The organism is Mesorhizobium sp. WSM4310, from assembly GCF_007003935.1.
In the GTDB taxonomy this organism is placed as follows: Bacteria; Pseudomonadota; Alphaproteobacteria; order Rhizobiales; family Rhizobiaceae; genus Mesorhizobium.
Genome location: NZ_VFTA01000023.1, coordinates 36,207 through 51,180, shown reverse-complemented (window position 1 = coordinate 51,180; position 14,974 = coordinate 36,207). Strand labels below are relative to the sequence as shown.

The 14,974-nt window shown below is 59.6% G+C and carries 13 protein-coding genes and 3 pseudogenes; 8 read left to right on the top strand and 8 right to left on the bottom strand.

Translation table 11 applies throughout. The features are described from left to right. Nucleotides 1-318: 318 nt before the first annotated feature. Nucleotides 319-525 carry a hypothetical protein gene (locus FJV80_RS34620; protein WP_185973338.1) on the bottom strand — a complete coding sequence of 69 codons (207 nt, stop codon included), beginning with the start codon at nt 523-525 and terminating at the stop codon, nt 319-321. Between the two features lie 704 nt (nt 526-1,229). On the opposite strand from FJV80_RS34620, the gene FJV80_RS22935 reads away from it, so the two are divergent. Beyond that, nucleotides 1,230-2,243, top strand: coding sequence for an ATP-dependent DNA ligase (locus tag FJV80_RS22935; RefSeq protein WP_095790006.1), 1,014 nt, complete (start codon nt 1,230-1,232; stop codon nt 2,241-2,243). Nucleotides 2,244-2,353: 110 nt separating this feature from the next. Here FJV80_RS22935 and FJV80_RS22930 read toward each other — a convergent pair whose 3' ends face one another. Both FJV80_RS22930 and FJV80_RS22925 read right to left on the bottom strand, forming a co-directional pair. Next, nucleotides 2,354-3,691, bottom strand: a complete 1,338-nt coding sequence (locus tag FJV80_RS22930) for a sorbosone dehydrogenase family protein (protein WP_095793411.1) — start codon at nt 3,689-3,691, stop codon at nt 2,354-2,356. Then, nucleotides 3,678-4,130: a DUF2231 domain-containing protein gene (locus FJV80_RS22925; protein WP_245437856.1), complete on the bottom strand. Its 453-nt coding sequence runs from the start codon at nt 4,128-4,130 to the stop codon at nt 3,678-3,680. The genes FJV80_RS22930 and FJV80_RS22925 overlap by 14 nt, the downstream gene beginning before the upstream one ends. A gap of 278 nt (nt 4,131-4,408) precedes the next feature. Between FJV80_RS22925 and FJV80_RS35185 the strand changes: the two are divergent. Continuing rightward, nucleotides 4,409-4,748: pseudogene (locus FJV80_RS35185) on the top strand (FAD-dependent oxidoreductase); the annotation flags it as partial. Between the two features lie 145 nt (nt 4,749-4,893). Here FJV80_RS35185 and FJV80_RS22915 read toward each other — a convergent pair. From FJV80_RS22915 to FJV80_RS22905, 3 genes are read right to left on the bottom strand one after another with little or no spacing between them, the layout of a single operon-like run. After that, nucleotides 4,894-5,235 (bottom strand): hypothetical protein, encoded by a 342-nt coding sequence (locus FJV80_RS22915; protein ID WP_095793412.1) that lies wholly within the window; start codon nt 5,233-5,235, stop codon nt 4,894-4,896. A 13-nt stretch (nt 5,236-5,248) separates the two neighbouring features. Beyond that, nucleotides 5,249-5,710: a hypothetical protein gene (locus tag FJV80_RS22910; RefSeq protein ID WP_142877474.1), complete on the bottom strand. Its 462-nt coding sequence runs from the start codon at nt 5,708-5,710 to the stop codon at nt 5,249-5,251. Next, nucleotides 5,711-5,920, bottom strand: coding sequence for a hypothetical protein (locus FJV80_RS22905; RefSeq protein ID WP_142877473.1), 210 nt, complete (start codon nt 5,918-5,920; stop codon nt 5,711-5,713). Between the two features lie 877 nt (nt 5,921-6,797). On the opposite strand from FJV80_RS22905, the gene FJV80_RS22900 reads away from it, so the two are divergent. From FJV80_RS22900 to FJV80_RS22885, 4 genes are all read left to right on the top strand, one after another. After that, entirely contained in the window at nt 6,798-7,052 is a 255-nt protein-coding gene (locus tag FJV80_RS22900) for a helix-turn-helix transcriptional regulator (RefSeq protein WP_095790001.1), read from the top strand. After that, the gene (locus FJV80_RS22895; protein WP_095790000.1) at nt 7,052-8,443 is read left to right on the top strand and encodes a type II toxin-antitoxin system HipA family toxin; all 1,392 of its coding nucleotides are present in this window, start codon (nt 7,052-7,054) and stop codon (nt 8,441-8,443) included. The genes FJV80_RS22900 and FJV80_RS22895 overlap by 1 nt, the downstream gene beginning before the upstream one ends. 116 nt (nt 8,444-8,559) lie before the next feature. Then, nucleotides 8,560-9,087, top strand: coding sequence for a ferritin-like domain-containing protein (locus FJV80_RS22890; RefSeq protein WP_095789999.1), 528 nt, complete (start codon nt 8,560-8,562; stop codon nt 9,085-9,087). A 667-nt stretch (nt 9,088-9,754) separates the two neighbouring features. After that, nucleotides 9,755-10,243: a hypothetical protein gene (locus FJV80_RS22885; RefSeq protein ID WP_095793416.1), complete on the top strand. Its 489-nt coding sequence runs from the start codon at nt 9,755-9,757 to the stop codon at nt 10,241-10,243. An 11-nt stretch (nt 10,244-10,254) separates the two neighbouring features. Here FJV80_RS22885 and FJV80_RS22880 read toward each other — a convergent pair. Further along, nucleotides 10,255-10,458: pseudogene (locus tag FJV80_RS22880) on the bottom strand (IS110 family transposase); the annotation flags it as partial. Between the two features lie 177 nt (nt 10,459-10,635). On the opposite strand from FJV80_RS22880, the pseudogene FJV80_RS22875 reads away from it, so the two are divergent. Then, a pseudogene (locus tag FJV80_RS22875) lies at nt 10,636-10,941 on the top strand (integrase core domain-containing protein); the annotation flags it as partial. Nucleotides 10,942-10,993: 52 nt separating this feature from the next. Here the strand turns inward: FJV80_RS22875 and FJV80_RS22870 are convergent. After that, complete coding sequence (locus tag FJV80_RS22870; protein WP_245437857.1) at nt 10,994-11,824, bottom strand: PRC-barrel domain-containing protein; 831 nt, start codon at nt 11,822-11,824, stop codon at nt 10,994-10,996. 798 nt (nt 11,825-12,622) lie between these two features. Between FJV80_RS22870 and FJV80_RS22865 the strand changes: the two genes are divergently transcribed. Continuing rightward, entirely contained in the window at nt 12,623-14,410 is a 1,788-nt protein-coding gene (locus FJV80_RS22865) for a PAS domain S-box protein (RefSeq protein WP_142877472.1), read from the top strand. Nucleotides 14,411-14,974 lie beyond the last annotated feature (564 nt).

Here is a 14,974-nt window from a genome sequence, read left to right as displayed (position 1 = left end):
CTTGCGTTCCTCGTCTATTTCTGCGGCGCGGCTGGCTGAGTTGGCTGGACGCCTTGCTGATCGCCGCCCGTGCTCGATTTCGCCGTTGGATCCCTGTCGACTTGCGGATTCTGATCTGGCGGCTGGTTGCTCACCGAGTTCGTCTTCGAGCCGTCGACGCCATTGTCACTGCATCCGGCGATGAGGCCTGCGACCACTATCAAAGCCAATCGTCTCATCTGTGCGCTCCTTTAGCGCTGAACTAGCGACGCTGGTGAATGTTCCAAAAGGCTTGCGTTAAAGGTCCGGACGGCACCGGCTGCGCCAAGGGCTCCCTCACTACCGTTGTAAGGTCCGAACGGGGAAGGATGCCCCCCAGTCGCCACGGCGATCAGCAGAACCGCCAAAGCGCGCAACGCCATTGGCGTCTTTCGAGAAGATTTGCGCCATGATCGCGCCGACCTGCATCGCCTTGAAGCCATCCTCGACCTTCGCCGAGGCGCCGCCCTTTGCGATGATCTTGCCGGCAAGGTCGAGATCCCTCATTGTGTGAGCCCGCAAGCGGACCGCCCTCCCCGGTCGCAGCCGGTGGCTATCTGGTGAAAGGGTCAGCGCAGCCGACGCTGGAGGTCGTGTCCGGAGTTGACATCACAATGCCAGGCGGCCTTACCCCCACTTCACGAAGGTCAAGTAGGACAACATATGTTTGGGGCGAGCCGAAGCGGTTGTTGAGATTCAGTAGTTGATCCTCGCAATGTCGGAAAATGCCCCGCCCGGGTACCCGTCCCCTCGGAAACCAGTTGCCGCGCCGAGCGTTCAAGTTGGATGAACACAGGAGAGAATTTCATCCGGGCCATTGCTATCGAACGTACAGGGGGATGCCTCTGCCGAAAGATCCGCTATTGGGTCGCAGGCGACCCGCGCGTGCATTACTGCCATTGCGACATATGCCGAGGTGCGACCGGCAGCGCCTTTGCGGTGCTCGCGTGGCTGCCTCCTACCGGAGGTTCTTGGCAAAGCGAGGAACCTACCTGCCGCCGGTCATCACCCCTCGCCCAGCGCGGCTTCTGCCAAGCGTGCGGGACGCAGCTTACTCTTGCCTATGATGCCCCCGTCCAGGAAATCGCCCTGCCTGTCGGAACCTTCGACAATCCGGCGGAACTCGAGCTACAACACAATCACGGATCCGCGCAGCCGCTCAGCTGGGTTTGCTGCGGCATCGACCTGCCCCATCGCGATAGGGCAGAGCGATGGTAGGGGCATCCGGCGTTGAGTTTCCCTTGCCCTTGAACACGCAGCCCATGGAAGCGCGCCAGGCGATGGCATTGCCGCGAGACGACGGTCCCTGGCAGTACGAACCGAAATGGGATGGCTTCCGCTGCCTCGCCTTCAAGGGCGGCAAGGCCGTCGACCTCAGGGCAAAATCCGGCAAACCGCTTGGCCGCTATTTTCCCGAACTGCTGGCGGCCTTGAGTGCGCACGATGCGACAGATTTCGTCATCGACGGTGAAATCATAATCGAGATCGAGGGCCGTGCCTCTTTCGATGCGCTGCAGATGCGGCTTCATCCAGCAGAGAGCCGCATCCGCAAGCTCAGTCGGGAAACTCCCGCACGCCTGGTCGTCTTCGATATGCTTGTGGCTCCGGGAGGTCGGCCGCTAATGGACCTGCCATTGCATGATCGGCGCACGGAAGCCGAGGACTTGGTGGCCAAGGCAACAACCAAGGCTTTGCGGCTTTCGCCGGCCGCCACCAGCCTGGCGACAGCCGACAAGTGGTTGAAGGGCGCCGGTAGCGGTTCCACCGACGGCGTCGTGGCCAAGCTGCTCAACGGTCCCTACAAGCCGGGCGAACGCGCGATGGTGAAGGTAAAGCGCCTGCGCACGGCCGACTGTGTGGTGGGCGGGTTCCGCTATCTGAACGGCAAACGACAGGTTGGATCGCTGCTGCTCGGTCTCTACAACAAAGATGGTCTGCTCGATCATGTCGGATTCACATCGACCATTGCCAATGACGAGCGTGCGGTGCTGACGGAAAAGCTCGAACACCTGCGTGGCGGATCCGGCTTCACCGGCAAGGCGCCGGGCGGCCCGAGCCGCTGGAGCACCGAGCGTAGCGGCGAATGGGAACCGATAATACCGGAACTGGTCGTCGAGGTTCGCTTTGACCATGTCACCGGCGACCGCTTCCGGCATGGAACAAAGCTCGTGCGCTGGCGTCCAGACAAGGCGCCGCGCCAATGTACTTTCGAGCAACTAGGCTAGTCCAAGACCTGCACCAATCGCCGCAATCAGCCTCCGAAAGCGAACAGCCCTATCCTTGATGTCGGCAATCGCCCTCGAGGAGCACTGCAGACGTTGAGGGCGTAAATGCCTTATGACCCTGGCGCCGCCGCCGTTACACGCCACACAGTGTTTCCTACATCATCCGCGATCAGGAGCGCCCCGGATTTGTCGACGGCCACGCCAACCGGCCGACCTCGCGCCTCGCCTTTGGCATTGAGGAAGCCGGAGACGACGTCCTGGGCCTTGCCGTTGGGACGTCCGCCGCTGAAGGGCACGAAGACCACCTTGTAACCGTTGAATCGGTCACGATCCCAGCTCCCGTGCTCGCCGACAAAGGCGCCGCCACGATATGAAGGCGGCAGGTTTCCAGCCGTATAGAAGGCGAGCCCGAGCGGCGCGACGTGCGAGCTCAGCGCATAGTCGGGCGGAATAGCTTTGGCTACCATATCCGGCCGCTGCGGCATGACACGCGGATCGACATGTTGGCCGTAATAGCTGTATGGCCAGCCATAGAAGGCTCCGTCCTTCACTGACGTCATGTAGTCGGGCACCAGGTTTGGCCCTAGCTCGTCGCGCTCGTTGACGACCGTCCACAGCGCCTTGCTTTGCGGTTCGAACGACAGGCCATTGGGATTGCGCAGCCCGCTGGCGAAGATGCGCGACCGGCCGGTGGCCCGGTCGACCTCCCAGATGGCGGCACGGTCTTTCTCGGCCTGGATGCCATTCTCGGTGATGTTACTGTTGGAACCGACCCCGACGTAGAGCAGGGAACCGTCCGGACTCGCCACCAGGCTCTTCGTCCAGTGGTGGTCGATTGGCCCGCCCGGCAACTCCGTGAGCACCTTGCCGGGTGCAGTGATCTTGGTGTCGCCTTGATTATACGGATAGCGAACGATCGCGTCGGTGTTGGCCACATATAGATCGTTACCGACCAGTGCCACACCGAAGGGCGAATTCAGCTGATCAAGGAATACGCCCTGGTAATCCGGCTTGCCGTCGCCATTGGCGTCGCGCAGGAGGGTGATGCGGTTGCTCGGACCGGTGTCGCCGCCGGACGTGACCCAGCCTTCGATCAACGCCATGACGAGATCCTTTGGCCGCTTGGCTGACGCCTCAGGAGGCGCCTTCGATTCCACCACCAATATGTCGCCGTTGGGCAGCACGTAGAGCGAGCGCGGATGCTGCAGGCCGTTGGCAAGCGCTTGGATACGAAGGCCCTGTGCGACGGTCGGAGTTTCATCATTCTTCCAGCCGACAACGGATGCCAGGTGCATCGGCGGGAAAAGATACTGGTTGATTTCTGGCAGTTTCGGATTTGGTCCGATCTGCTCGTTCGGATCAGTATTGTCATTGCTGCAGCCAGCAACGCCCAGCGCAGTCGAGCCGAGCAAAACCAAGGCTACCCATTTGCTGTCAAGTCGTTTCATCGGCCACTCCCACGTGATGGCGATAAACCAACGCCCAGCCCAGCCAACCGGTAAAGATCAGTATGACCACAACGAGCGCCGAGAGGATTAATCCTGTCGGCACCACCGACGTCCATGCGTCGCGCGTGTGCACCAGCATGTTGAAGAAGGCGAGAATGATCGCAAGGAGATTGCCAGCCATATGCACCCAAGCGATCGGTTGTTCGCGTATCCGGCGCCCCCAAAGGAAATCGATGAACCCGGCGATGGCAGCCAGGATTCCCACAATGACGCCAACAGTCAGCAGCCAAGCCGAGAAGTTTGCCCACATCATTTCCGCGGTCCGCCAATAGGCGATGTCGGTCAATAATGCGCCAACGAAGCAGGCAATCGGGACGGTGACCAGCATTGGATGGATTGGATGGCCGGCGATTTGAGCCGTCGATTTCGGATTTTCCATGCTTTGCCCCCTGGGAGCGAAGTGAGCGCGCGTCTGAGATCAGACTAAAAATAACAGGAGGCAAAGGTGAAGGTTCCAAGCGATTTCGTGTAGGTCACTAGAAGTGAATGGAGGCCATGGCGCCGATCCCGCTCAAAAGCGACTCGGTTTCGGCTCGCCTCCCTCGAAATAAAAGGGCGTGCCAGCCTGGGGGCGGCTGCACCGAGTTCACCTATTGGCTTGGTGTCCTGGCATACCCAGAAAGTCTGGAAGATTTGTGCGGTTGTTGGGCGGCTGGATCACAGTTCGGCGAAGAGGTACCGCTCGACGGCTGCGTCCGCAGATGGGTGTGACCGAGCCGCTGCCGTACCGGATTCCGCCGGGGTTGGCATTTGGACGCGCAACAAGGACCATGGCGCCTATTCGCGTTAGGGCGAGCGGGGCAATATCGTCTTCGGCGGCACGGCCGAAAGGGTGCCGGTCGACGTCGATCTAGGCCATGCGGTCGCCGCTCGCACGCGCCTTCCGTTGCAATTGCGCGCCATCGCGCGATTGCTGCCGGCAATTGCACCGGTCGCGGTTATCCGCACGTGGTCGGGCTGCGATGGCTATGTCCCGGACATGCTGCCTGTCATCGGATCCAGCATGGGTCATAGAGTCTCGAACTGTTGGCGGCACGGGTACCTCTACCGGCTGACGGACAAGGCGCGTTGTCCGATACCTCTAGAATTTCCGTGGGCTTTTCTGGACTTCAGAAGATGACCGATCCCAATAAATCTGTGAGTTAGCCACGCCGTTGATGAGGAGGTGCCGAGAGCGCCCCTGGCCGACGCCGGTCGGGCCATTTTCCCAACAGCGGGGTGGTCCGGTTTTCACCAATTGCCGAAGTGCCGACGATTGGGATGAAGGATAGCTCGGCCGGCCTTCCCTTGGGTGTTTTCAGCGCCTCGATTTCATCATCTCGCCGCGCAATACGGCTTTCTAGATTGGCGACACGTTCGGTGAGGAAATAGCGACCCACGATGAACCCCCCGGTTCCAAAAAGGATGGCGAAAGTGAGGAAGGCCATGGGATTGGCGATCACCAAAGCGGCATTGGTCTGAAAGAATTCGATCAAGTCGTGCATTCTCAAAATCCCTTTAGTTCCTTGGAAGCTTGTGGATTTCCAACCTCACCGGTCCGCCCCGTTCGCAACTCGTGCACAAGAGCGCCTGCTCCACCGAGCTGAACAGGGCTTCCTTGCCGTACCTTTTGATCAAGCTGGCGGGCTTCACTTCCGCATGATGCGAGCAGCTCTTGCACCACGCTCGTAGCGTGTGCCAGCTGCGGAGGTCGCCGAGAGCCACGTCCAGTCCGGCATGAATGCTGCCATCGATGATCGTCTGGGGCGAGACCTTCACCTCGCCCGGCGTGATGATCTTCTCCATGACGTGGCGGCTGTTGTAATGGATAAGCATCAGGCCGGGCCGGCGCCGGATGGCGGCGTGCCAGGCCGCTTGGCTCACCACCGGGTCCGGCGATCGACAGATAGTTTCGAGATGCGTCTTCTCCTCTCGATCCCAAACCTCGATCCGGAAATTGTCTTCGGCGGTGTCCAACATTTAGGGGCGCGCCTTATGCCAGCCGCGAGAAAAGCCATTCGAGACCGCCGCGCGTGACAAAGCGAGTTCCCGTTCAAGTTCGGCGTTCCTGGCCAAAGCGGTCAGCAAGGCGACCACAGCGTCGCCACCGGCTGCAGCAATGGCTTGCTGGGCCGCCAACTCCACTTCGGACATAGCTTCGCCGATCGGCGCATTTTGGCGCTTTCCCATGGCCCTTTTCCTGCTCAGATAGATCAGGAATAAGGAACATATTCCTGTCAGGTCAAGAGGCGCTTGACTATTTTGTTCTCATTCCGTTCACTGTAGACAATTGAGACAGGAGCCATCAAACCGATCACCGCAAAAAAATCCGAGCAGCCCGAGAGATGCCGGTCGTATAGCTTTGCGGCTGTCGCTGACAACTTCGTCGTTGCGCACAAGGGCGATGAAGGCGCTGAAGGAAATGATCGTGCTGGACGGCCGTTTTCAGGAGCATCTCGATAGTGCAACTCCCCTCCCCTTGTGAAAAGCACGGATGAGCGAGGAATCAATCAAGCTGGCCGAAGGCCTGATGGCGGCGCCGCGACAAAGTGGACGGATCGCAATCATGCCTGCGAGTTTGATGAGTGTGGGAAGCGCCCGCCGGTCGGATTTGCGAAGCCGCGACAGGCACCGGTTCTGAACCTCGCCCGGCTTACTCACATGGCCGGCGCGGCCCGGCTAGTCATCCTGTGTCAACCTGAAGGCTGGCTGGGCCGCTTGCGACGAGGCATCGCCTCGAAGATCACTTCGAAAACGCTTTCGGCATCAAGGGCGCGACTTCCGCGTGATGTGAGCCGGTCTTGCACCACGCGTAGCGCGTACCAGCTGCGCAAGGCGCCCAGCGCGACGTCCAGTCCGGCGTGAATATGTCCGGCATGAAGATGCCGTCAATGGCCGTCTGCGGCCGGGCCGGCTTGCCTCGGGTCCGAGATTTAAGGGGGCGGCACAATACGCGAGTGCGCATAATGATGCCTTATACGCAATCCCGTATAATGCCATAGTATACGCGATTGCGTATATTGACTTTAGATACGCGAATGCGTATATAAGACTCTGGAGGCTTAGCATGACCGCCCAGATCGCACGCAACGAAAAGCAACTTGGCGCCATCCTGCGACGCGCGCGTAGGCAGGCCGACCTCACACAAGAGATGCTTGGCAACCAAATCCATCTGCGCCAGGCGACGGTGTCTCGCCTTGAGGCCGGCGAGCCAGCGGTGCAGCTCAGTACGTTGATGGCCGCTCTCTCCGCGCTCGACCTTGAACTCGTCGTTCGCCCGCGCAGCAAAAGCAGCGCTACGGAGATCGAGGACCTGTTCTGATGGCGCGGCGGCCGGCTCACACACCGCTAAATGTCTTCCTAAACGGGCGCCTGGTCGGCGTGCTGCGCAGACAATCAACCGGCGCCGTGGACTTCAAATATGCAAGCGAATGGCTGGATTGGCAGGGCACTTTCCCGGTCTCGCTCTCGTTGCCTCTACGAGACGACCGCTATATCGGCGCGCCTGTGATCAATGTCTTCGACAACCTGCTTCCCGACAATGAAGCCATCCGCAAGCGCGTTGCCGAACGCGTCGGTGCGGCTGGCACCGATGCCTACAGCCTGCTCGCCATACTCGGCCATGACTGCGTCGGCGCGCTCCAGTTCTTGCCCGATGGTATCGATCCTGGCAATCCCGGCAGCAGCGATGGCAAGCCAGTCAGCAAAAAGGATATCGCCGAGATGATCGAAAACCTCGCAACCAGTCCTCTCGGCCTCGGTGAGGACGAAGATTTCCGTATCTCGATCGCCGGCGCCCAAGAAAAAACCGCACTCCTGCGCAAGGATGGACGCTGGTTCAAGCCGATCGGCACTGCAGCGACCACCCACATCCTCAAACCACAGATCGGCAGGTTGCCGAATGGCATCGATCTCTCCAATAGCGTTGAGAACGAGTATCTGTGCCTTAAGCTGCTGGAGGCGTTCGGCGTTCCTGCCGCCAAGACAGAGATCGCGGATTTTGGGGAGCGCCGCACGCTGATTGTCGAGCGCTTCGACCGGTTATGGGCTAGGGACGGCCGTCTCCTGCGCCTCCCGCAGGAGGACATGTGTCAAGCGCTGTCGGTCCCGCCCACGCGCAAGTACCAGTCAGAGGGTGGTCCTGGTATGCGGGAGATCATCGAGATCCTGAAGGGCAGTGACAGGCCCGAAGAGGACATCACGGTCTTTCTGCGCGCTTGCATCGTATTCTGGCTGATCGGGGCGACTGACGGCCATGCCAAGAATTTTAGCATCTTTCTGGGTTCAGGCGGGCGGTTCCGGATGACGCCGCTCTATGACGTACTGAGCGCGCAGCCCAGCCTAGATGCCGGGCAGATTCCCCGAAAGAAGTTCAAGTTGGCAATGTCGGTCGGCACGAGCCGGCACTATCCGATACATGAGATCGTGCCCCGTCACTTCTTGCAGATCGCCGACGTTGCTGGCGTGGGGACATCTCTGATACGCAAAATTTTCGACGACCTCGGCGAAAACGCCGAGAGGCAGGCCGAGGCCGTGATCTCTTCGTTGCCGCGTCACTTTCCCGGGCAGCTCGCCGCGTCGGTCAGGTCGGCAATAGCCAAGCGCGTGATGCTTCTCGCTGAAACCCAGAGACTAAGCTCAGAGGACGGCCGGACAAGAATTCAGGCTACCCGATCGGGCAGTCCTTATCGACATCGCCTGCGCCGCAGCTAAGACCGGCTCTACGCACTCGATATCTTCTGAAATCTCCTGCCGCAGCTTGGAACCTCGCGTTTCGAATGAAGTTGGAAACTCACCCACATGGGTTCATCAATAAGGAGAAAACAGCAATGGCAGCTACGAAGAAGGCAACAGCCACCAATAAAGGCCTTGAGGACATGTTTCTCGGAGGCCTGAAGGACATCTACTATGCCGAGAAAAAGATCTTGAAGGCGTTGCCGAAGATGGCAAGGGGCGCGGACGACCAGCAGGTCACTGCCGCCTTTGAGAAGCATCGTGCCGAGACCGAAGGCCAAGTCGAGCGGCTGGAAGAAGTATTTGAGATTCTCGGTATGCCGGCCCGAGGCAAAACCTGTCCGGCCATCGACGGCATTCTTGAGGAAGGTTCCGAGATCCTTGAGGAGTACAAAGGCTCGGTCTCGCTGGACGCCGGGCTGGTAGGCGCCGCGCAGGCGGTCGAACACTACGAAATCGCGCGCTATGGCACGTTGATTGCGTGGGCGACATCCCTTGGCAGGGATGATGTCGCGGAATTGCTCAACGCCAACCTGGAAGAAGAAAAAGCCACCGACGAAGCATTGACGTCGCTTGGCGAGGCGGGCGTGAACGAGCGGGCTGCCGAACAGCAGGCCGCCTGACCCGGTCGTCCGAGGGGTCCCTTTGCCGGACCCCTCACCGCCGGTTTGGTACAAGCCCTTCCGCGTCGACGGACATCCGCGCCAGCCTAACAGACGGCGAGACGAAGCAGTTAGACCAACGAACATCTAAGTCGTCCGGCGATCGAACGCGACGCCCACTGCCACGGCGTTAGCCGCAATTCTCGTCGAGCGCCGGTAACAGCACACGCTCGCAGCGCAGTCTCGATCGATTATTCAGCCCGAAGCGCATGAACCCGCTACCGGACCCGAAGGCCTGCGCACCTCATTTAGCCGCCGCGAAAAGACCGGGTAGAGAAAAGCCTGCGATATTCTCCGAGGTGTAGCCGGCAACGAGGATTAGTACGAACGCCTAAGAAACTTACCCGCTTACACTATGTGTAAGGCCATGCGGCGTCTTTCCTGATGGCGCCGCTGGCCGCGGGGCTGTATGGTCGGCCTCCGCTTATGCTAGGTGCGCGGGCCGCTCCCCGGCACTGAACGCATGGCTCGATTTGCGATTTCCTCGCGCTGACCGATGCGGGCTACTCCCTCCCCTAAAACGCAGAACCCGTATGCCAAAACCTTCCACATCGAGACCATCTGACTGCGCGACCGGAACCTTTCATGAAGAGCGGGGTTCGTCGGTGGTGCCAACGGATATAGCGCCTTGAAGCTCGACAACGAAGTTCGCCATACCTCCGAGGAGCTGGATGATCGCGTACTGGCTGACGTCGTGACGGCACTCTGCAGGCGCGTCAACGTTAGCCATGACTTCGACATTCCATATATTGCCGGCTACAGCGACAACGCAAAGACCATTTACATCGACCGGCACCTGCCCCGGACACTAGCTTGGAAGGGACGGGACTTCAGGTTAGCGCCGTTCTTGGTAACCCATGAAATCGTCGAAAAAGCCTTGCTCGATGAGCTGCGGCTTCACTACCTGCACGCGCACCAGGTCGCCTTGCGCGCCGAGCGCGACGCCGTGCGAGGGGCGGGGTTGACATGGCGAGCCTACCAACGGGTGATGAAAGCCCATGAAAAGCCGATCGATGAGGAAAAGCTGAAACGCGTTCCGGGGGACTTGGATCTGACGCCCTATAAGGATTTGGATGACTTCCAGATACTTGAACGGCTTACCAGAGCTGCGCGGTAATGGAAGGGAGCCAGGCGCCATGCAATCGGCCGGTGATAGTTCACCGTCGCCTCGAAGCCACAGACCACGGGGCGACCGTACGTCTGCAGGACTTCGACCAGATGGTCGTGCTCAGCACGGTTGTTGAGGACCTGCAGACGGCGTCGGCGTTTGTGGCTTGGGTCTTCGATCAGAACTTCATTGCGGACCTTGGCGATATCGATCGCTACCAGCACCGCGCCGGTGGGTGTAGAATCGAAGTGGTCATGGTCGGTCTCTCCGGAATGGGTTGTGAACATTCACATTCTAGAGAAACTCTGACTGGCCATGGCCGCCTCCAGCGGTGCGCGCCTGCAGCGAAAAGCTGCGTGCACGCTGTCTCGGCCGCCGCTCCTTCATTCCGCAGGTGCTACGGCTCCTGCTACAGATCGAAGGCCTTCGCCAAGGCCTGCCGCGATCTCGGCCTCAAGCACGTCAGGACGAGGCCCTATACGCCCAAGACCAACGGCAAGGCCGAGCGCTTCATCCAGACGGCGCTGCGCGAATGGGCCTACGCCGTTGCCCACCCACATCCGATCACCGCGCCGCCGAACTGCCTGTCTGGCTGCACAGATACAATTGGCATCGCCCGCACACGGCAGCCTAAAGTCCAACCACCTATCAGTCGCCTCGCCCTAACCGAGGGACAACCTGTTGAGGCTCCGCGACCCGGTCGCTAAAACCGGGTCGCAGAAAGCGTCCGTCCATTTCAACGGACAGGCCAAGCACCTTCTAGTTCGCGATCATGCGTTGTTTGTCACGCGCGCTGGCGTAGGTGCCTTTTTCATAGGCCGGCTGCGCATTAAACTGCTCTTTTGTAAAGTTTGTATATAGGTACTTATTTCCTGACTTGTCCGTCATGAACTTGAGGTTGTCCATGCCAACGGCGACCTCCTTGGCTCCTATCCCGAGGAACCCACCGACATCGATCAGGACTGCGTCGACTTTCTTGTCCCCCGTCAGCACAACGTCGCCGATCTTTCCAACCTTGGCGTCGTTGGCGCCATAGACGGTCGTGCCGACCAGATCCTCGGCCCGGACCTTTTCGATCGGCACGGCGGTCAGAGCCGTTTTGTCAACAGCCGCGGTGGTGGTTGAGTCGGGGGCCACTGTCGTGGGCGTGGGGGCTGTATTAGAAGCCGTGGTGGGATCATAGGCCTTGGTATCGAAGTTCGGCTGAGCCTGGAGATCTTCCTTGGTGGTCTTGATCACAAGCCAGCGCTTGCCGTCCTTTTCGGCCCACTGGGCCTTGTTGAAGTCGAAAGCGACATTCTTTTCACCGATGCCGAGAAAGCCCCCGACGCCGATAATGAGAGATTGTGCCTTGCCGTCCTTCGCAAGCAGGACATCATTGACCTTGCCGATCGTCTGGGCATTAGCGTCCGTTCCGTTGTAAACGGTAGCGCCGATAATTTTGGAAACAAGGCTACCATTTGGCGCGACCGCAGCAGTTGTCGCAGCATTGTTGTCCGCCGGCGCCGTTGTCACGACGTTCGCGGCAAAGGCTCCCGAGGCAATAAGGGTTGCAAGCGCGGTGGCGGCAGCCAGACTTTTGTAGCTCATGGTGGTTATCCTTTGTGTTGTCGTCGCCCGCCCTGCCCTTTTTGCAGACAGGACGGCAACTTGATGCATCACAACGGAATGCGTTGATCGAGGTTCCCACGGCACCAGCCCGCTGAAGCCAACGGCCCAAAGTCCGCGCATACTTTCCTTGCGGGCGGCCTGGCCGAGAGGTCGAGCTTAATCACCGTGCGTTACCATTGGAAAGAAGGCCGGAAACGGACTGTAGCGCGGTAGCGCATGAGCCGCCCGGGGCGGCCGGGTCGGCAAGTCCGTCAGCACTCGAGCCAGTTGCTGGGCGCATATCGGGAACGTTCCTCGCCAGTTGTCTTTCACGACGTGAAGGTACTGTTGCCGCACGATATCTCGCGTGGTGCTTGGTCTCCGGACTCAGTTCGACCGCGCGAAACACCGGCAATCGCCAAAGATGGGTCCGTTCATCGGCCGACAGCAGGTCGACCACGCCTGGCGTCGTTCTTGCTGGCCCTGCGCAATTCGGCAGCCCAACCGCCGAGTCGCCCGATCCGTTTGTCGCCCATGGGCCTCGCCGACATTGCCGCCGAGGCGGTGGGCGATTGCCTCGGCCAAGCCCGCCGACGACCGGGGTTAACTCGCCGCGCTAAAGGCTCCGTCATGCGTAAATAGTTCAGGCTGTTTCTGGGCCAGTTCGTCAGCGTCCGCACTAGGAGCTCGGACCCCATTACCTCGGCCAACGAACCCTTCACTTCCGATATGTGGGCGGCGACTTGGAACGATTGTTTAGGCGGCGCGTTGTGGCCCGTTTACATCGGGGACCCTCGAATGACTGAACTACCGCAGGCCGACGTTGTCGCCGTCAAGAAACCGGCAATGGTCCTAGGCGGCAACTTCGACTATCAGGACTTTTTCGAAAACGGTGCCATGGCGCTCCATCTGGTGAGCGCGGATGGCCTTATCTTGCATGCCAACAAGGCAGAGCTCGATCTCCTCGGCTATCCAGCAGAGGACTATGTCGGTCACCACATTGATGAGTTTTATCCCGACCGGGACGTGATAACCGACATTTTGAGCAGGCTGTCCCGTGGTGAGAAGATTGCAAGATATCCGGCGCGTTTGCGCGCCCGTGACGGGTCCATCAAGCACGTCGAACTCACGTCGAGCAGCCATTTCCGCGACGGTAAGCTAGTCCACACCAGATGCTTTACTGTCGATGTAACTGACCTTGAGCGAAAGCGGACAGAACTCAGGCAGCAGGACCACGCCTATCACCAGATTCTCGATGGCCTTCCAGTCGCCATCTACACGACTGACCAGTATGGCATCATTACCTATTACAATCGGGCCGCTGCCGATCTGGCAGGGCGGGAGCCTCAGGTCGGCAAGGATAAATGGTGCGTCACGTTCAAGCTGTTCACCACCGACGGCAAGGAACTGCCGCACGACGAATGCCCGATGGCAGTCGCCCTCAAGGAAAACCGGCCGGTCCGCAACCAGCAGGCCATAGCGCAGCGTCCGGACGGGTCTTTTTTCCCATTCATGCCCTACCCCACACCGCTGCGCGATGAGCAGGGCGACCTCGTTGGCGCGGTGAATATGCTGCTCGACCTGACGGACCGCCAGCGTGCCGAAGAAACCAGACAGCACCTGTCGGCGATCGTGGAATCCTCATTTGACGCTATTGTCAGCAAGGATCTCAACACGATCATCAAGAGCTGGAATCGAGGCGCCGAAAAGCTCTTTGGCTACACCGCCAGCGAGGCGATCGGCAGGTCGGTAACCATGCTTATCCCCGATGACCACCCGGACGAGGAACCTCGCATCCTTGAGCGAATCCGTCGTGGGGAGCGCGTCGATACCTATGAAACGATACGTCGACGCAAGGATGGCATTCTAGTTCCGGTTTCGCTGACGATATCGCCAGTGCGTAACGCAACAGGGCAGATCGTCGGCGCTTCGAAGATTGCGCGGGATATCACATCGGCCAGGGAAAACGAACAGCGTATCCGCATGTTGATGCGCGAGGTCAATCACCGGGTGAAAAACCAGTATTCGGTTATCCTGTCGATGATCCGGGAGACCAACAAACGATCGGAGACGCCCAAGCAGTTTGAGTCCCAGGTGCGCGAGCGCATCATGGCATTGTCGCGCTCCCAGGACCTGCTTGTTTCGGCCGACTGGCAGGGAGCTACCATCAGTGAACTTTTGGCCGCGCAGGCTCAGCCATTTCCACGCGGTGAGATGATCGAGATGTCAGGGCCGTCGTTTGTGCTTGGCCCCAATGCAGTCCAATATCTCGGGATTGCCTTCCACGAACTCGCGACCAACTCTGCGAAGTATGGCGTGCTCTCCGGCGATGACGGCCAAATTTCTGTCACATGGAACATCAGCGGTTCCGGAGCATCGCGGCTCTTCCGCCTGACCTGGGCCGAAACCGATGGGCCGCAAGTCACGACTATCGGACAGGGCGGCTTTGGAACCGTGGTCCTGAAACGGGTTGCACCTGAAGCCGTGGGCGGGCGGGGAAATCTTGAATATGGTTCGCATGGCATCAGATGGAATCTGGAGGCGCCGTTAGCCGGAGTGGACCGTTCTGCTGCCAATCAGGATTAGAAGCAGAAAGTAGCCTTGCCGTTGCGAGGTTGGCGCATCGCCAAAGCCGATATTTAGCTGGTCAAGCAGAAACCGAGTGTCCGCCGCAATTTCTGTGTTTGGAACGACCCTAGCTCCGCAAGGTGTCGGCCGGGCGCCCAACGGCAATGCGCATCGATGATGCACACCCTCATAGGTCAGGCACTGAAAAAACAGTAGACGTACTCGGCTCCCGTACAAAGCCAGTTGGAATGGCATTCTTGCTGGTCTTTACTGGCCCCCGTCCCTACTCGGAGGTGCACGATCGACGAACGCTTGGCTCTGCAGCGCCCGCCCCTGTCACGGTCGGCCTCTTGCGACAAACGTTGACACGCAAGTCCCCTCCTTCCCGGTTTCAAACCGAGACCACGTCGATGCCTGTCACTGTCCCGCGTCAACATCGCGGTTTTTCCGACACTATCGCGACCGGCGATCTAAAAGTTGGCTTCGCCGGTTCGTTGTCTTGCGGCGCAACTCCTTGTTTTCAATATCGATCCGGGATCTTTTTACTGCGGTAAACTCCGCAGGCCGCCCGTGCGATCGGCT

Excerpts from the sequence above, each read along its gene's own strand:
- FJV80_RS22925 (WP_245437856.1), bottom strand. The coding sequence starts at position 4,130 with ATGGAAAATCCGAAATCGACGGCTCAAATCGCCGGCCATCCAATCCAT.
- FJV80_RS22890 (WP_095789999.1), top strand. The coding sequence starts at position 8,560 with ATGGCAGCTACGAAGAAGGCAACAGCCACCAATAAAGGCCTTGAGGAC.
- FJV80_RS22930 (WP_095793411.1), bottom strand. The coding sequence starts at position 3,691 with ATGAAACGACTTGACAGCAAATGGGTAGCCTTGGTTTTGCTCGGCTCG.
- FJV80_RS22910 (WP_142877474.1), bottom strand. The coding sequence starts at position 5,710 with ATGTTGGACACCGCCGAAGACAATTTCCGGATCGAGGTTTGGGATCGA.
- FJV80_RS22915 (WP_095793412.1), bottom strand. The coding sequence starts at position 5,235 with ATGCACGACTTGATCGAATTCTTTCAGACCAATGCCGCTTTGGTGATC.
- FJV80_RS22900 (WP_095790001.1), top strand. The coding sequence starts at position 6,798 with ATGACCGCCCAGATCGCACGCAACGAAAAGCAACTTGGCGCCATCCTG.
- FJV80_RS22870 (WP_245437857.1), bottom strand. The coding sequence starts at position 11,824 with ATGAGCTACAAAAGTCTGGCTGCCGCCACCGCGCTTGCAACCCTTATT.
- FJV80_RS22895 (WP_095790000.1), top strand. The coding sequence starts at position 7,052 with ATGGCGCGGCGGCCGGCTCACACACCGCTAAATGTCTTCCTAAACGGG.
- FJV80_RS22905 (WP_142877473.1), bottom strand. The coding sequence starts at position 5,920 with ATGGGAAAGCGCCAAAATGCGCCGATCGGCGAAGCTATGTCCGAAGTG.
- FJV80_RS22865 (WP_142877472.1), top strand. The coding sequence starts at position 12,623 with ATGACTGAACTACCGCAGGCCGACGTTGTCGCCGTCAAGAAACCGGCA.
- FJV80_RS34620 (WP_185973338.1), bottom strand. The coding sequence starts at position 525 with ATGAGGGATCTCGACCTTGCCGGCAAGATCATCGCAAAGGGCGGCGCC.
- FJV80_RS22935 (WP_095790006.1), top strand. The coding sequence starts at position 1,230 with ATGGTAGGGGCATCCGGCGTTGAGTTTCCCTTGCCCTTGAACACGCAG.